General features: G+C 50.5%; 1 protein-coding gene (only partly in view). It reads right to left on the bottom strand.

Annotated elements, in window-relative coordinates; translation table 11 throughout:
• Positions 1–3: 3 nt before the first annotated feature.
• Positions 4–17,745: the 3' portion of an Ig-like domain-containing protein gene (locus XMA127_RS05500; RefSeq protein WP_173498991.1), read on the bottom strand. 10,278 nt of this gene lie beyond the right edge of the window; the window shows 17,742 of its 28,020 coding nt (coding positions 10,279–28,020); its start codon lies beyond the right edge, outside the window; its stop codon occupies positions 4–6.

Genomic DNA, 17,745 nt, shown 5'->3' on the forward strand with positions numbered 1-17,745 from the left:
CATTTACTGCCAGTTATATTGCCAAATACCTGAGTCATCACTGGTATTCGTCTCGGTCTGCACTGTCCTCACTACCAAATCTAGTTGCTCGTCCAAATTTTGTGCGTTGTACAGATCAGAAATTTGCACGCTTACTTTCGTCTGATGGGCCGTAATCTCTTCTTCCTTGAGCGACCTTGTCTCGACCACAACACCATCGATGATTAGCTCTACAATATCGCCTTCTTCCAAACCTTCATCCAGAGCAATAATTGCTTCAATTGTGTCTCCTAGGACAGGCTCACCGAGCTCGTTCTCGTACTGATCTCTTACGATTAAATCTGTTACATACGCTTCGTGCTGCAACATTTGTCGTAGGGTTTGTTGAGACTTCACTTGATGATCTGAGGCAATAAGCTCCGCTAGTGCATCTTGTGCTTGAGACTCGTTTAGAGCTTGTCCTGCGAGCAAAGATAATTCATCGGCAGTCAACTCAACGCCAGTTGCCTTTTGGGAATCGTATTCAACCTTAGTTGCGAACCCGTCCAAAGCATAGAGATCCTCAACAGCAGATTCCAATGCTGCAAACAATGTGGGATCACTTGCAACGGATGGATTATTGTCAGCAACCGACAGTATCCAGCTCTCTGTAAAGACGATCTCCGCTACCGCATCATAATCAAGTGTAATACCAGCATCTATTGCCGCTTTAACGCCTGCGTTGATGCGATCGATATTGCTGATCGTCACACCCTCAATACCAGCCTGCTGATAGGTCAGCAAGGTCGGAGCGGTCGAGTCGTAATCAAAGTCGGTTGCGCTCGAAATGGGCTCAACCACAAACCGTATCTCGTCTAGATTGATATTAGAGTTGTCGCTATTGTCGGTCTTTTGGGAAGCCGATATAGACAACCTAAAACCTGAGTAAGCCTTATTACTGGCCACTGCGAAGCGCTCAATGCTGCTGAGCGTGTTATCCGTAAAGGACTGAATAAACTCCCACTGCCCACTAGTCGCATTCCAGCCTTCAAGGTCGAAAGCAGCAGGTAAACGACTTGGGAAAGCATCACGAACATCGAGTTCTATCTGTCGAACAATGCCCCGATAGTTGGGGTCATTGCTTACCCAAGAGACTTGCTCTGGATTAGCTTGTGATAAGGCGTGATTATTGGCCCAGTACGTCGATGTGTTTCGGTCGAATGCATTGGCAACCTTGTGGGTTGAGTTGTCCCACTGGCTCGTTACGCTAAAATTACCACCGGTACCGTTAGTGGGCACGAACAGGGCACCCTCACCTTGGAAAATTTGGCTCGTGCCGTCGAAGTTTTCAGTGAGGTCGGTAAACGCATTGATCTGTGCCTGAACGCCAGCAGCCACCGCGTCAGTTACCGACAGTCCATCGGCCTGGCTCGATGCAAGAGCTTCCAGTACAGCAAACAGATTTGCGCCATTAACATCAGTGAACCCGGCCTCTACCAATTCAGCAGCGGTAGGTGCCTCCACATTGGCGCCAGCTTTCAGAGCATATTGCTCGATACCCAGGCTAATCGCTTGGGCGCGAGCCTCAGCTAAAACAGCTGTGCGATCTGTTAGATCAAGTGTTGGGTGTTCGAGCAGCGCCAACAAAATATCACCACTGGTCTCCGCCGTAACCATAGGCAACTCCAGCGCGGTGAACAAACTACTGTCGACCACAACGTCATATACGTTGAATTGAAGCTCGTCTAAATTTACTTTTGAGCTACTGTGACTGCTGTTTGCACTCGTTATGTTGAGGCGGTACCCAACAAATGCTTGACGCGCAACATCGGAATCAACTGAAAATGTTTTGTCGCTACTAGTAGATGTATTGAAGTAGGTTTGGATATCTACCCATGATCCCGTAAGCGGATCAAGACCTTGTAGCGTAAAGTCTCTCGGCGTGCGGTCAGTTGATCCTGACTCCTCACGGTATTCGTAGCTGAAAGATTGAATACGCGTCCATCTCGTGACGTCACCCTGATACCCTAATAGAAGTGGATTGCTGGAAGTTAAACTCCCATCGTCTGCAAAGTATGTAGCGCCGCTATCATCAAAGAGACGCCATGCGGGATAGGACGCCGCCTGATATGGGTTGTTTTCAATAACACCACTAACATCACCACTGAGCCTTGGCACATACTCCCTTAGATTTCCAACAGTAGTAAGAGCCATAGCGAGCGATCGATCAGCACCGAATTCGGCTTTTTCAGACAACAGGTTCATCAATGCACTGGGCTGGAGTACCTGCTGTGATACGAAGGCGGTCATGGCAGCGATATCCGTTAAATCGCTGCTGGTCGCCGCGTCTCGCCACTGCTGGTCAAGATAAGAGCGGCTAACCTCGCCAATGTCGTTAAAGCCAAGCTCCAAGTAGAAATCAGCAGTTAGGGTTTCGTTGTTGTTGTTAACAACGCGATTGATTTCACTAATTAGGAAATCCTCTCGCGCCGCATCCACGGCCTGCTGCAACGCCGTATTGGAACTAAACAAGGTAGCGTCGCTCGCCTGCGCGGTGACCAGCGCCGCCGAGATAAAGGCCGCGTTGTAAGCATTTATGCCCTGAATTCCCGCCTCGTCGAAAAGGTCCGCGCCCTTGGTGTTGAACCACAACTCATTGATAACGGTGATACCATCGTCGGGCGCTTGTAGATAGAGACGGAATCCGCTGTAAGCCTTATCACTATCTACATCAATAGTTTGCGTTCCCGCATTCGTACTATGAGCGTCACTGTAATGAATGTTCTCCCATCGCTGCCATGTGGCGTTATAGCCTTGTATCCAGAAGCCTGTCGTTATTTCCCCGGTAGTACGTAAATTAATGCTCACGCTGTCTAACACGCGAGGACCGATCAACTGATAGATATCGTAGATGCCAATTATGCCCTCCGGCTCCCCCGCATACACGTCGGCAACATTGTAATCACTGGCATATCCATTTCCGGCGCCGCTTTCAGTACCATCAAAGATTTCATAATGGGCATCCCAACCCGGACCCCACCAAGATTTAGCAAACACAAACCCGTCTACTAACGGGCTAGAGGCCGTCATATTATTTTCAACAAATGTGCCGTCCGCTAGCGCTTTTTGATAGTTGTCAGTGTCGGCTGAGATCGCGTTAACAAAATCAAACAGCGCTTCAAACTGATGGTTCTGATGATCAATGAGCTCTTGAATCTCTGATAAGCGCAGCGCTGCTCCGCGTGGGTCATTCAGGAGTAGCGTATTAATTCGGTCGATATTGTTCGCGTTCACACCAACAAGACCCGCGTCCGCGTAAACGCTTGGGTCTGTTACGGCACTTTCGTGCCGAATCATTGATTGGAGCGCCGCTTCGTGTGCCAACACATCATCAACTATCGGCTTCAACGTCGCGTGACTGATTACCGCTGGTTTTATCTCTGATGCCAAACGAACGTTCATCGCTTGTACGGCTGTATCTGTTATGTTGCCGAAACCGAGGTCCCTGTAGTCCGAAAGCGTTAACGTGGTGGCAACGCTCTGAGTTATGTACTCCACCTCCGATACGCCAAAATCTACCTGATCGTATTCGGACAGATCACCAATATGATCGAGCATTTCCAGTCTGAAACCGTTATATGGCGTACTAGATTCAATATTGAAACTCATTGGCCACTGCAAAGTGTTTGGACCTTGCAAATAGGCGACTAACTCCCACTCATCACTCTCTGGATTGTAGCCCCACACGTTAAATTCTTCCGGCGCACCATTGCGCCAGTTAGCGTTAGATGAGTTTGGCCAAATTCTTACCTCTTTTAGAATCTCTGCCGGCTTAGACTGATCCCAACCACGTGAATCACCGCCCAAACTCAGTACAGCGAAACCAGCATTATCCTCGGAGAACCAGCCACGTGCATCAGCGGTGTCATCTATCGCCTTTTCGCCATCGAATGCTGTGTAGACGTATGTCGTAGAGTTGTAAGAAGCAGTAGCTACAGCGCCCTGCCCGTCAGCTGTTAACGGCGCGTCAAGGAAGTTAGCTTCGCTGCCCTCAACGCCGACACTGTATGCGTTGCGATCAAGATAATCAGAAGCCTTCGCTGCGGCGTCGAAGTATCTCCCGACGGCCACTTCCATAACCCGCAAGGCATGGCTTACGTCAACTAGATTACCTGTATCACGCAGTGCCACATCGATAGCTGCCGCTACCGATGCGTCGATCGGCGCTTCAAAATCTATGTCTAGGTCAGCCAGCAGAACCGCAAATGCTTGATATTCGGACAGCGTCAGTTTCTGACTGTCATCACCTGCGGCAAACAGTGAGGCTTGATCAAAATAAGCCTCAAGCTGCGCAAGGTTCGTGTGAACAGTTTGCAGGTAAGCGTAGCGCTCCATGGTAGTGGTCAGGGCTGCACCACTCGCTTTTTCTACGAGATCACTAAAAATAGCGGCTTGAGCAGACGACAGTCCCTCAAAGCCCAGTGCGGCAAGTTGCGTCTCGTTAACGTCAAATGTTGCCGGCTTGGTGTAGAACAAAAGTTCGTCTAGGTTAATCCAGCCATCGGCATCGTTAGAACTATCAATACGGATGGCGAACCCTGTATACGCTTTTGCAGGATTGTTTACGTCATAATCAATATCAATGCTCACACCACTGCCACTGTCGCTTGCTGTATTTGTGAGATTTTCTCTAATCAGCTCCCAGTCACTGCCCGTCCAACCCAGTAGATCAAACTGGTTGGGAACTCTCGCGCCATAAGTTGCTCTTGCATCAAATACAACACGGGTGAGTACCTGCGCGCTCGATAAATCCTCGCTTCGCCAACCGATGAATTCGGGTTTTCCAGCACCGCTATGCCAGCCTACTCCGGTAGTGGTAGCAGACGTTGAATACTGTTTATCAAAGACATTGTTTGCGCCCCAGGTAGTTGCATATTTCGTGTAGTCAGAACCATTGTTTCCATAAAGTGGACCCGTCGCATCGAAGACCAGTCCTGCCTTCGCCTCATTACTGAGGTCGTAGTCAGGAACGAAATCTACTTCTGTGGCCGCAGTATCGACACCACCTGCCGACAAGTGCGCTTCAAATCGCGCAATCTGTGCATGAAACGCTGCAGCTGCAGTGCCCAACACGGACACGACTTCAGCATAGCTCGATCCGGTGTCGCTATCACCCAATATCGCTAACAAGCCATTGAGATTAATATCATCTTCGGCAATCCAATCCTCAAAGCCAAAAGCGACGAGGTCGGCGCGGGTCCATGCGGCGCTTGCGTCTCCACCTTGCCAGGCCTCGAGTTTGGCAACCCGCGCCTCAGCGTCTGATACGCGTGTCTGCAAAGTGGTCAGTGTTGGCGTGACAGTATCGGCCGCACCCGCAGTGCGCAGGTAAGCACTCACGTAATCCAGATTAGCCTCAGTCACGCCGTTAATGCCGGCAAGCGCATACGCTTCAACTGTCGCGGTCTGCTTTACGATGAAGCGGAGTTCGGTCAAATTGAGACTGTTCGTCTCGCTCGCACTACTCATTAAATCTTCTGAATAGAGCCGGAAACCACTGTAACTCTGACCTCGGTTTTGAATAGCAACCGCAAATGACAGCTCACCAGACGTCAGGGTGTCGTTATCGAAGCGCTCGATGATTTCCCAGGTCGCTCCGCCGTCATTTGTGCCTTCAAAGAGGAAGTTATTGGGGATACGCGCTCCAAAACTCGATCTGCCAACCCATTCAATAGCAGTGGGAATACCCGCAAGCAAACCTGTTGGATCAACAAACGCCACCCACTGATCTGCAGACCAACCGTTTGTATCCGAGTGGTAAAGTGTGCTTGTATTATCATCAAACGCGTTAACCGCACCTCTTGAGTCGTAGGTTGTCCGCACACTCGCTCCGAATACATAGGCCTCATTACCCGCCGCATCGAGATCGGGGACGAAATCACCCGTATTGAGTGCCGCATCAGAGACCACGTGGAGCCTTGCCAAGGCCGTGGCTTTGAGTTGCTCCGCAACCAGCAGTTGCGTTTCAAGATCCGCCATGGAGGTAATAGCGCCAGCGCTCAGATCGTCTAACGTGCTGATTAATGACGCGTAATCAGTCGCCTCGTAGGTTGATAGACCCAGAAGTTCCAGCTCGGCATTGGTCGGCTGGCTAATACCTGCATCGACAAAGGCCTTAACCTTATCGAACACCACTGCAATCTCGTCAGCCGCGTGCTGCATTTGCGCTGTCTGCGTAACACTTGTGAGTTGCGCAAGCTTTTGCACTACCGCAGCCGCCGTGGCCGCATCGGCAACGCCCTGAATACCCGCCTGCTGTAAATCAGTGAGCGTCAATGACGCGGTCTGATTGGTTGCAATAGCCGTGATGATTGTCTGGCTAGCGGTGTTCACCTCGTCGACGATGGCTTGAAGTTCACCACCGGCGACGTAGTCAGTTGAGAATGTGGTAAGTAAGCGCTGCTGATAACCCAGTAACAGATCTGCGTCCACATTCTGGATATTGAGCGCCGTGAGGTCACTCACACTAAAGCCTTCCGACGCCGTCACCCGATCGACAATGAGATTAAGTTCAGCCATGGCAGCGTCACCCGACGCCGCGGCAGAGGCACTGACAGTCAGCGCGTCATAGGCAAGGTCTTTGGCGAGCGTGTTATTGGCTGAAAAAACGGATGCAGGCGCCGCGTTGAACGTCACGTCGTAGGCCGTCATCGATATTTCATCAAAGCCCACATGGGTGTCGTGTGACTGATCGTTGGGGATGGAAATGCGGTAGCTCGAGTACAATCCGGGCTCATCAACCACAAAGGTCTTGGTCTCGCGCGGATCCCAGTCACGTGTGGCAGATGTAAATTGTGCTCCGGAGTTAGCGGTTACGACGTCACTACCCGCAACAGCATTGTAGATTTCACCCTCATAGAGCGGCAGATAGGCGACCAAATCACTATCAGTCAGTGTGGGTGCCGCCAACATACTGGCCTGAACTTCTTGCTGTGTAAGCTCACGGTTCCAAACAGCTGCCTCGCCAATGTAGCCGTCAAACGCAGGGTCTTGGGACCAGTTTGAGTCGCCAATAAAGTTACTGGTACGAGTCGTTTGGTCAGGTACTTGGGTAGCAAAGGTATGGAACACCTCACCGTTTAAATAGACCGTAGCTGCACCAGCATCCGAGATGCTGAAAGTTATGTGTTGCCAGCCGCTATTAGGGATACTTGAGGGACTTGTGCTCGTTGACGAAGTCGAGCCATCAAAGGCACTCATGTAAAGCTTATTGTTTGTGTTAAAGCCTAAAATGAGATTGGAGTTGGCCGCACCGTTCCCTAAATCAAAAATCCGCGACATAGCTGATTGCGTGTTGCCATCTAGGTTTACCCAAGCCTGCAACGTTACAGCGCCACCCAAGGTAATATCACCTAAGTCTATGGCGCCGTTGTTAAAATCCACTGCACCATTTTGCGCAATCAGCGATTCAGTACCCGTTAACGTCTGGGTATCCGAGTACTCACTTAAATATTGAGATCCATTAATGGGTGTAGCAGACCCCATGCTGGAGTTTGTGGCATGGTTTTCAAGCGTGCCGTCATAGGCCTTTAGGTAATATTCAAGACCCGCCTCATCACCATTCAACGGCGACAGCAAGCTTGCATCGATCTCGCTTTGCGTGAGCGCCTTATCCCAAATACGTACCTCACCCACTTTCATGGTGGGGTAACCATTTGGCCAATTCGATTTGCCAATGAAATTGCTTGTCAGTGTGGTGTTAGAGAAGGTGTGCAGCTGTCCCGCCGTCAGACCTGCACCAGTGCTTTGATTAACGGTCGCGATCTCGGTACCGTCGATATAAATGTGGGGTGTTTTATCGTCTTCCAAACTGACTGTAACTTGATGCCACCCGGTGTTAGGTAAAACACCTGCTTGAGTGTAAACACGTGCCTGCGTACCACCACTAATATTTGTGGTAAATCTCAGACCATTGCTGCCATCAAATGCAAGCAAAACATTGGTGTTATTCTCACCTAAGCCAAAGTCAAAAATTCGGGACCATTCATCAGGTGTTGTTCCTTCCAGATTAACCCAGAATTGCATGGTGAAATCACCATCCATGGTGATGTCAGGTACATCGATGTACTGACTGCTACCGCTTTGCAGCTCAAAGCTGCCGCTTTGATCAATCAGCTCCGACATATTGGTGGGTGTCGCTAAATTCTGCCCACCCACATCAAGATCGACCCAATTTGCACCATCAAAACCTTGGAGTACAAAAGCACCCGGACCACGCGCGGGCATTGCTACGCCGGTAATGGAGAACTCAGTAACCAGTTTTTCGCTGGGCAAATCAACTTGCCACCACTCGACACCATCTTGGGTAACAGCCCAAGAGTTTTGATTGTTACTAGCCGTAGCGACGACATCGTCTAGCGCATCGTAGGCACGATAGTAGAAACCCGCATCATTAGAAGAAGAAGACGTCACGCCATCTACCGTATTGGTGGTGGCACCTGCCGGCATGAGATCGACTGTAGATCGTGTGAACGTTGCCAGGTCATACCAAATAGAGGCGTCGGCGGTGTAGTCGAGGCGTCCCTTCACCACGAACTCTTCAGGCAGGGTCGCCACTACATCGCTGTTGAATGCCGCTTTTAAACTCTCAAAGCGCAAACGTGTATTGCCGCTGGCTTCGGCGCCTAGCGTGATCTCGCTGCTCAGCACTTCGCCGCTGTCTTGATTTGTTATGCCGTCAACCAGACCGGTCGTAGCTGATACGCCACTGATCAAATCGGTTGAGGCGGCAAGGACAGTATTATCAAATAGCGCGTTGTCATCACCACCGCTTTCGGCAGTGAAAACAGTGATCGGATCATTGGCGAAAGTATTAATCCGCGTATCAAGCTCACCGCGGTAATCACTTACACCGCTGGTCACAATGGATTGCAACTCACTGCAGGTGTCTTTCAACGCCGCATCGGTCTGGGCTTCCAAACGCGCAACAACAAACTCAAGGTTATAGGTGTCAACTCCTTCAAGGCCGGCAGCCACAAAGTCATCCACCGTTAAGGCTGTGTCACCGTCTTCATAATCGGTTAGTAACTGTATCGCAGCGTCAGCCAAACCCACTGCCGCCTGTAAGCCAGCTGCATCAGTTGGCTGGGTACGTGCAATTTGCTCTACGACCGCTGCATAGTTATCAGTTGATACGCCTAGTAAGCCGGCGGTATTTAGGTCCTCTAAAGAGGCAGTAACGTAGCTATTATCAATCGGGGTCTTGGTATTAAACGTAAGCTGGTTAATATTAATGTAACCATCAGACCCAGAATTTTCTTGGTTGGCCGTTGTATCGATAACCAAGCGGAACCCTGAGTAAAGCTTTTCCTCTGGAAAGTCGTAGGCGTCATAGGGTTTGTTTAAGAGCTGTTCTCTCGTAACGGAAAAACCGCCTTGGGTTGTGTTGGTGAAGCTCCCAATCGGTTCCCAGTTCGAGGTATCGGGATTGTATCCCTCAACAGCGAATTCACCCGGCACGCGACCACCCAGGCCAGCACGTGCGATAACCGTTACGGATTGGAATGCGCCAAGATTTGTGGGTGTTGTTGCGGGATCCTTCCAACCCAAAATGGCTGAGTTGGACCCATTCAAAGCGCCTTCACTGTGAGCACCATTGCTGTCGCCTGTACCTGTGCTGCTATCAAAGGCCTTATAAGCGTCATAATTATTAGGTTCGTGCCAATTGAAAAAAGTCTCAACGATACCTGCAGCGTCTTGATCGCTGTTATTATCGATCTGGGGCACGAAGGACGATGTCGTGCTGGAAAGCTCACTAAAGCTTTGTGCGTCGGCAGCAATGGCTAGTGTGTACGTTAGGGCATCCGAAGCCGCTACCAGACCGGGATCCACAACCGCCTGTATTTCGCTGACGCTGTTAAGGACGAGCGCACTATCGAACTTCACTTCGTTGTTGACGGCATAGAGTGTTGTTGGTGTGACGCCGGTGATACCTGCGGCGGCGTAGTCATCGACGGTGAGCTCGCGACCCAAGGTGCCGTTGTTGTAGGCCTCGATAGCGGCAATGGCGGCATCGGCTTTAGCCAGTAAGTAGTTTAGGTCGAGCACCCGGTTGGCATCACCCTCAGCGGCCAAGGCCACCTGGGCATTGACGGCTTTCAGGTTATCGATGCCGTTGGCCACATCATCGCTGATGCCTGTGGCAAGGCCGACCGCGGCGTATTCCGCCACCGTAAAGCCTACCTGCGGATCGGCTGGTGTATTCGCTTCAAAGGCTGCCAATTTGGTATTGGCCGAGGCAACCGCGACTTCAATGTCACTGACGGTATGCGTAGTCGTGATATTGGTATTCAGCGCTTTAAGCTGGGTATTAACCGCCACCAGATTGTCTTCAGTAACGCCCGTCACCTGCGCCAGCGTGTAATCTTCCACTGTGGGTGCGGTTGAACCGCCATCGGCGTAGGCTTCGATGATTGCCAATGCCGCGGTTTGGGCATCCAAGCCCTGCCCTGCTGTTTCCAGCTCAGTCTCAAGTTCACCCACGACCGTGGCAACGTTACTCGTAGTCACTGCCGTGAAGGTGCTTCCTTCAACGACCTTGTTCACCGCATAGAGGTTGTCGGCATCAATGCCGTTACTAGTGCGGAACTGGGCACCCGATAGGAGATAGTCATCTAGGCTCGGTTGTGCGGCACGCAATGTGGCTGCAGCGCCATAGGCACCCCAGTCTTTCCACTCAATGTGCAGCACCTCGCCATCAGCACGCACACTAAAGGCTAGATCATCATAACCCGTTACGCTCTCTAGGGCCGCAACCAAGGTCGCTGCATCAGCCGTTGCTAGAGCTTCAGTGACCAAGGTGTCACTGCCAACACGCAGGGTGAAGCTGTCGGTGGCCAATAGCCCCGTCAGATCCATGCTCAGGTGGCGCGGGGTGGCATCGTTGAGGCTACCATTTGCGTTGATTGTGCTATCGCCTGCATCCACGACCGTGCCACTGGCAACCGGAGTGCTGTAGGCCACGATCTTCTCAAGCGCAGCTTTCTGAACCGCCAAGCCCGCATCCACAACCGCCTGCAACTTGGCGGTGGTATCGGCATCATCACGCTCAGCCGCAATCAGCTCACGCTGTACCGCCTCAAAGTTATCGCCGGTGACTTCTAGGAAGGTCGCGTAGTTGTATGTATCTACATCTGGAATCTGCTCTGCGGCCACTTCATCAGCAGCGTAGTTCGCTAAGATTTCGAGTGCGTTGATCACGTTGTTTACCAACGACTTCAGTTCGTCATAACTATCAATAGAGCTCAGGTTGGTATCGCTGCCTTTGTTCATCAGCGCGATACGGATCGCTGCGATGTTATCGGCAGTAGCGCCACTGATTCCTAGGCCGTTCAGCTGTTCAAAGGTAACACCGTTGGTAGCCGGATCTGTTCCATCGGCAAGTACCGCTGTATCCAGCACCGCTTTGATGTTATCCGCGATAGTTTGTAGCTCAGTGACTGTATCGACATCGTCATTCGATTGAATATCGATAATGTCCCCCAGAATACTGATCTGAGCTGTTTTGATCACGGCATCATCGCTGAGCGTTACATCCAGGTTGGTGTAATCCGTTTCAGCAATTGTTGATGTGTCGTTATCGGTCGCATCAGCAGCTGTCAGAATAAGGTTGTAGCTATTAACAACCGCCTGAACCTTAGCCTGAATGTCGCTAGATACTGTGACGCTAGACTGCGCTAAGACATCCAGTACAGATGCCAAATTAGTGCTGTCCACACCTGTTACAAAAATCGCTTCGAAGTCAGCAACGGTTGGGATCAGTGCAGCATCTGTAGGGGTAGGAACAGATTCAGCAAAGTTCACAAGTTTGTTGGCTGCGGTGGCAACGTCTGTAACAAGTGTGGTCAGTTTGGTGAGGCGGTTTACGCCTGAATAATCGTTCGCTGTATTGGCAATCGCTAGGCGGATTAAGCCTAGGTTCTCTGCATTTACAGAGTCGCTCGCTGCACCATTAGCGGTCAGCGTGCGCGGTGAATTTGTATCGTTAGTGAAACCGAGAGTTTCAAGCTCAGTAGCTGTCAGCGCATTGGTGTCATCAAAGGTTGCTGTTGTTTCAAGCGCGGCGTTCACCAACACTTTAGATGCCACATCTGCGAATGTTTGAATTTCAGCTACGGTTGCCTGAGCAGTAGTATCCGCCACGATTAGATCGTTCAGAAGCGCAACTTCAGCATCGGTGTCCATATCATTGATACCAATCAGCGCAATTTCTGCCTGTGTTAGTTTGGCTGCAGAGGCATCCCCAGCCAGCGCAACAACTTTGGCTGCGATATCAACAAGCTTCTGAACCTTTTCCAGTGTGTTGACTTCGCTTGATGCAACAGCGCTATCTAGGATGCTATTGATCAGCGCAATGTTATCACTGGCTGTTCCAGAATCATCAGCACCCTCAACACCCATCGCTTCAAGTTGAGCGACGGTCACTGAATCTGAATCATTCGCGTCCGCTTCTGCTTTAACTGCTTCTAGGGCGTTCACAGCACCGTCAACCAGCGCCTGGACTTTGGCAAGCGTATCGACGGTATCGTAATCGGTGCCAATACCTGTATCTTTCAGGACCTTCTGAATTGCGCTAAGGTTATCGTCAGTTACCGAGGGTGTTGCCACGTCAGCATCGGCGTTGTCGAGATCAAAGCCCAATAAGCCCAGCTGAGCTTTGGTAATCGCGGGCGTTTTGCCTTCAACGGTATCGATCAGAGCCGTCACCGCTTTGCGGATACCCACCACCTCATTAATACGATCAACCCGAGTGTTATCCGTAAAGCTCGAGATCACCTCGTTGAGTACAGTTACCTCGGCTGCAGCACGCGCTGTGGTCGTGCTAAAACCTGTCACACCAATCGACTCATACTCCGACTGCGTTAACGCTGCCGCCGCGCCGCCTGAGGTCGCCGCCGTCAGAACACTCTTGTACAACGTAATCAGCGTGCGCAATGTCGCCGTGTTACTGACCGTTGCTCCCGTCACCTCCGTCGTATTGAGCAGCGAGTTGATTGCAGCAAGATTAGACGACGTCACATCATCAGCGGTCGAGGCATCCAGGCCGTTAATCGTGTCCCATTGGGCTAACGTCGGGTAACTGGTGGTCGCGGTATTGAGTTCCGCGGCCTTCTCAATCTCCGAGAGGTTGTCTAGGTTGGCAACAATGTCAGCTTTGACCTTCGCAAAATGATCAACGGTTGCGTAGTTAAGATCACCATTGCCCTTTAAATACGTGATGACACCGGCATAGTTCGTATCATCAACAAGGCTCAAGCCAAGCAGATTAAGTTGCGCCCGCGTGACATCACCCCCGGCCGCAGTGGATGAACCATCATCGACAGTGTTGGTCGCCAAGAGCGCTTCAACGGCATCAGCCAACGACTGTAATGCCGCAATATCACCGACATCCGTGAGGTTACGCTCGTCAATCAGATGACTCAAAAATGAGGCCGCCGCATTAGACAACCCAGTTATGCCTAACGCTGCAAAGTCGCTTGCCGTCGCTAACTGAATATCATCGTCAATACCAACAAAACCGTCTAAGTCATCATCACTGTTGTAAACCGTGTAACTGACCTCATCTATCAACAGTTCGAAGTTTAATAACTCTAGTTCGTTACCGTTTCCTGTAGCGGTCACGTTGAACCTGTACTGCTGGTATGCATCTGTTGTTGCACTTGGAAAAAGATATGTGTGGCTCGTGTTCTGAGTTTCTTGCGAGTCAGTCTGCGTATCTAGAATAGTCCACGTCAAACTATCGTTTGAACCTTCAAGTGTCCAAGATTTAGGGTATCCGGCATTTGTAGATTTAAGCGTATATCCAGAGAGTTGATACGCCTTATCCGCATCAATAATAAGGACATTAGTAGGATCGCCATCGGCATTTGCATAACCTGACCCGAGGTCATTATCAAATGCCTCATTAAGTGCCCAGGTACTGCCGAACACACTTTCTGTCGATATGGTAAAGCCATTTTGAGTAATCGATGTTGCCGTACCTGATGGGGTATTTGTTTCAGGAATTATGTCTACTGTCTGTTGCGCGACATCAACACTATCTACGCCTCCATCGGCGAGCGTTTCGACTTTAGCCCAGGCATCGACGATGTCTTGTGTGTCGGTTGCGACGCTGCTTGCGATGCTATCGAGCACACCGCTGGTGGAGAGTGACGAGTTGATCGCAGCTACGTTCGCATCGGTTACTCCAGCCACACCAATAGCGGCGAAATCAGCAGCAGTTGGTGCGTTAGCACCATCATTTGCTGCGGCGTATGCCTTAATCACGTTCGCCGAAGTCGCTGTATCGTTGATCAGCGTTTCAAGAGCGGTGAAATCTAGGATATCTGAGTGATCATCTGCGGTGTTGGCAATTGCTAGACGGATTGAGTCTAGGTTAACTGCACTAATCTCTGTGCCCGATACCGCTGGTGTTGCAGGTGCGGTGGTAAAGCCCAGATATTCTAGGTCGGTAAGTGTTAGCGCTGTCGCTGTTGCATTATCGATACCAACGACATCGCTCTCTTCAGCCAGTGTTAACATCGTTGTTAGTGCGGTTGCCTGGTTCTGAAGATCGGTCACCGTATTAACACGAGTGCTGTCGTTCTTAGCGATGATGTAGCTGTTAACAAGAGCGACTTCATCCGCTGAAGTTACACCGGTGATACCAATGTTGTCGTAATCCTGAGCTTCAGCTTCAACGGTGCCATCATTGGCCATTTTCAGAATTAGATTGTAGCTATCGACGATCGCTTTAATCTGACCGTAGTTCGATACTTTCGCTGTTGTGGTGCTCGCCAGTTCAAGTACGCTGTTGATCGCAGCGTAGTCCGTCACATCAGTCACACCCATATCATTCAGGGTGGTGACATCAACAATCGCTGAGGCATCATTGCTGCCCGCCGCTGTTGAAATCGCATTCATTGCTGCGATTGCATCGTTAACTAGCGTTTTTAGTGAAGCGAGATCTGTCAGCGCACTGAAGTCTGTATCGATCGCAAGATTAACAAGTACCTGCTGAATCGCTGTTAGGTTGTCGTCGGTAACATCCGTAAGCACGTTGCTATCGGCGTTATCAACATCAAAACCGAGTAGTTTCAGCTGTTCCTTGGTGATCTTAGGTGTTTCACCCATCGCGGTGCGAAGGGCTGCCTGTACTGCGTTGTAAAGCGCCTGCGTCTCGGCAACGGTACCAACATCCGCGTTTGCTTTGGTATCCACCAGATCGTTGAAGATCGCGATCGCGGCGCTCTGTTTAGCCGACTCACCGGTTGTCGCTTCCAGGCCTGTTAGACCCATGGCGATTAGGTCATCCGCAGTCATCACATCCGTTGCGTTACCATCGGTACCATCAGCAATCTCGACGAGCTTTTTAACCGCTGCAACGACACTTGATAGCGTCGAGAAGTTACGTGCAATCACGCCATTTACTGGCTGACTATCAAGTGAGCTGTTCAGTGCAGCTACATCTGGAATGTCAGCAGCGTCTATACCTACTGCTGTGTAGTCATCTTCCGTGAGGTTATCAACCGCTGTATTACCTTCCGCTGCATCGCGAAGTTTGAATACAGCAGCAAGACCTGCGTTTACAACACTCTGGATGCCTGATGAGGTGGTCGCGATGCCATCATCGTCCGCTTCACGCTGAATGATCAGCGCGTTGATCATATCGATATCATCGGCGATTAGGCCTGTGATACCAGCTGTTTCGTAATCGTCCAGTGTTGGTACTGGAGCATCCGCTAGCTCGTTTGCGTGGTTCGCAATCTTCAGCAGTGCATCCGTGTACGCCTGTACACCTGCGTTAACGATAGCTGCCGCTGTATCGAAGTCGTAAACAGTGTTGCTGTCTTCCAGTGCAATCAACTTGTTGATGGCTGGAAGCGTCAGTTCGGTTACTGCAGTCAGACCTGCAAGTTTGTAGGTCATTACAGTTGGTTTAGTGTTTGCGCTATCGATGGCGTAGTTCAGCACCACATTCAAGTTGTTGGCCTGAACGGTCGCTGCGTTCGTCGCAACCGTCTGAATTTCAGCTAGCTGATCAACCTGATCAGGTGCTTTCTGTTCTACTAAGTCAACGGCTGCGTACAGCTGTTTCTCAGTAAGACCCGTTACACCCGCTGTGACAAAATCTTCCAGTGTTGGGCGTGCTGTGTGCAGTTCACCCATGTTGCTATGAACACCGAAGTTTTTGAAGGTGATCTCAAGCAGACCACTGCCGTTATCAGCAATAGTGAACGGCGCGAGTGTGTAGGCTGAATCTGCTTGGAAAGCTGTGATCATCTCTGCAACGGTTGGCGCAGAGGCAAAAGCACCTGTCTCAAGCGTTACAGTACCTAGGTGAAGCGTATAGCCATCAGCCGCTGCCAATACACCCGGATCGATAGTCTGAACCGCTTTGGTTGACGCATCGCCCGCTGTCGTTTCAGTGCCTACAACATAGGCATCGGCGTAATCGGAGATCTTCGCCATGGCATCAAGCTGGGCTTGAATACCGTTATTCACGATCGTCTGGATATCACCAACCGTAGTGGTTTCGCCTGTCGCAGAACCTAGGATCACCGCATTCACTGCCACTAGGTTATCTGCAGTCACGTTTAGAATACCTGCCGCCGCGTAATCGTCGGTGCTCAGTGCAGTGTTGCCATTACCCAGATCGGTTGCGCCGTCTGAGTTGTTGAAGGTTTCAATCAGCGCTATGGCATCATTAGCCAGACCAACGATGGTTTGAATGTCAGCGACAGAGTCTTTATTACCTGTGGTGGTCTCAAGACGCATCTGCGCGTTAACGGCCAATAGATTATCGACTGTCACGTTAAGCACACCAGCATCTGCATAGGCTGCTAGCTGCTCTGTCGTTGTAAGAGCGGCTTCACCACCTGAGAGATCATCAAGGGCGTAGGTTTCAACTTGGACATCAGATTCAAGGTAAGCGATGGCATCGTTTGCTGAAGTGACTTTAGCCTGAAGCTCAAGAACTGAGTTTAAGTTTTCCGTTGGTGCGTCTAGTTCAACATCTGCTGTCAGCTGCTTACGGATCTGAGCGTTAACTGCCAACAGGTTATCTTCTGTAACACCGGTGATGCCCGCAGCGTTGTAGGCTTCGATTTGTGCTGTAGCATCTAGTGTTTCTGTAGACGTAAGCGGTGCGATGTCGCTCAAGATGTAAGCCAATGCATCATTTGCATCGGTCACGATATCTTGGATTTCAGAGACAGAATCTGCATCACCATCTACAGCAAGAAGTACCTGCGCGTTTACAGCAAGCAAGTTATCTTCAGATACTCCGGTCACACCCACATCCGAGTAGTCAGTCTCAGCTAGTACCGTTTCTGTATCTGCTGCGAACTCTTCGATCTGTGAAAGTTCAGTATTCGCCTGCGTTACGATCGTTTGAATCTGGTTCACAGTCGCTTTATCGGTTGCCACACGGAACTGTGCGTTAACCGCGAGTAGATTCTCTACAGTGATACCTTGGATACCCGCTGCACTGTATGCGGCTAGCTGGTCTGCCAGTGTGATACCTGTTTCACCCTCAGCGATAGTCTCTGGTGCTGCAGTTTCATCTGCAACAGTTGCTAGGTAAGTGATCGCATCGTTTGCATCAGTCACAAGCGCTTGTAGCTCATCGACGTTATCTTTCAGCGTACCATCTGTTACTAGACGATTCTGTGCGTTAACGGCAAGAAGGTTATCTTCAGATACGCCTGTGATGCCTGCTGCGCCATATGCTGCCAACTGATCTGAAAG

The sequence above is a fragment of the Marinobacterium sp. xm-a-127 genome, assembly GCF_013283425.1.
GTDB lineage: Bacteria > Pseudomonadota > Gammaproteobacteria > Pseudomonadales > Balneatricaceae > Marinobacterium_E.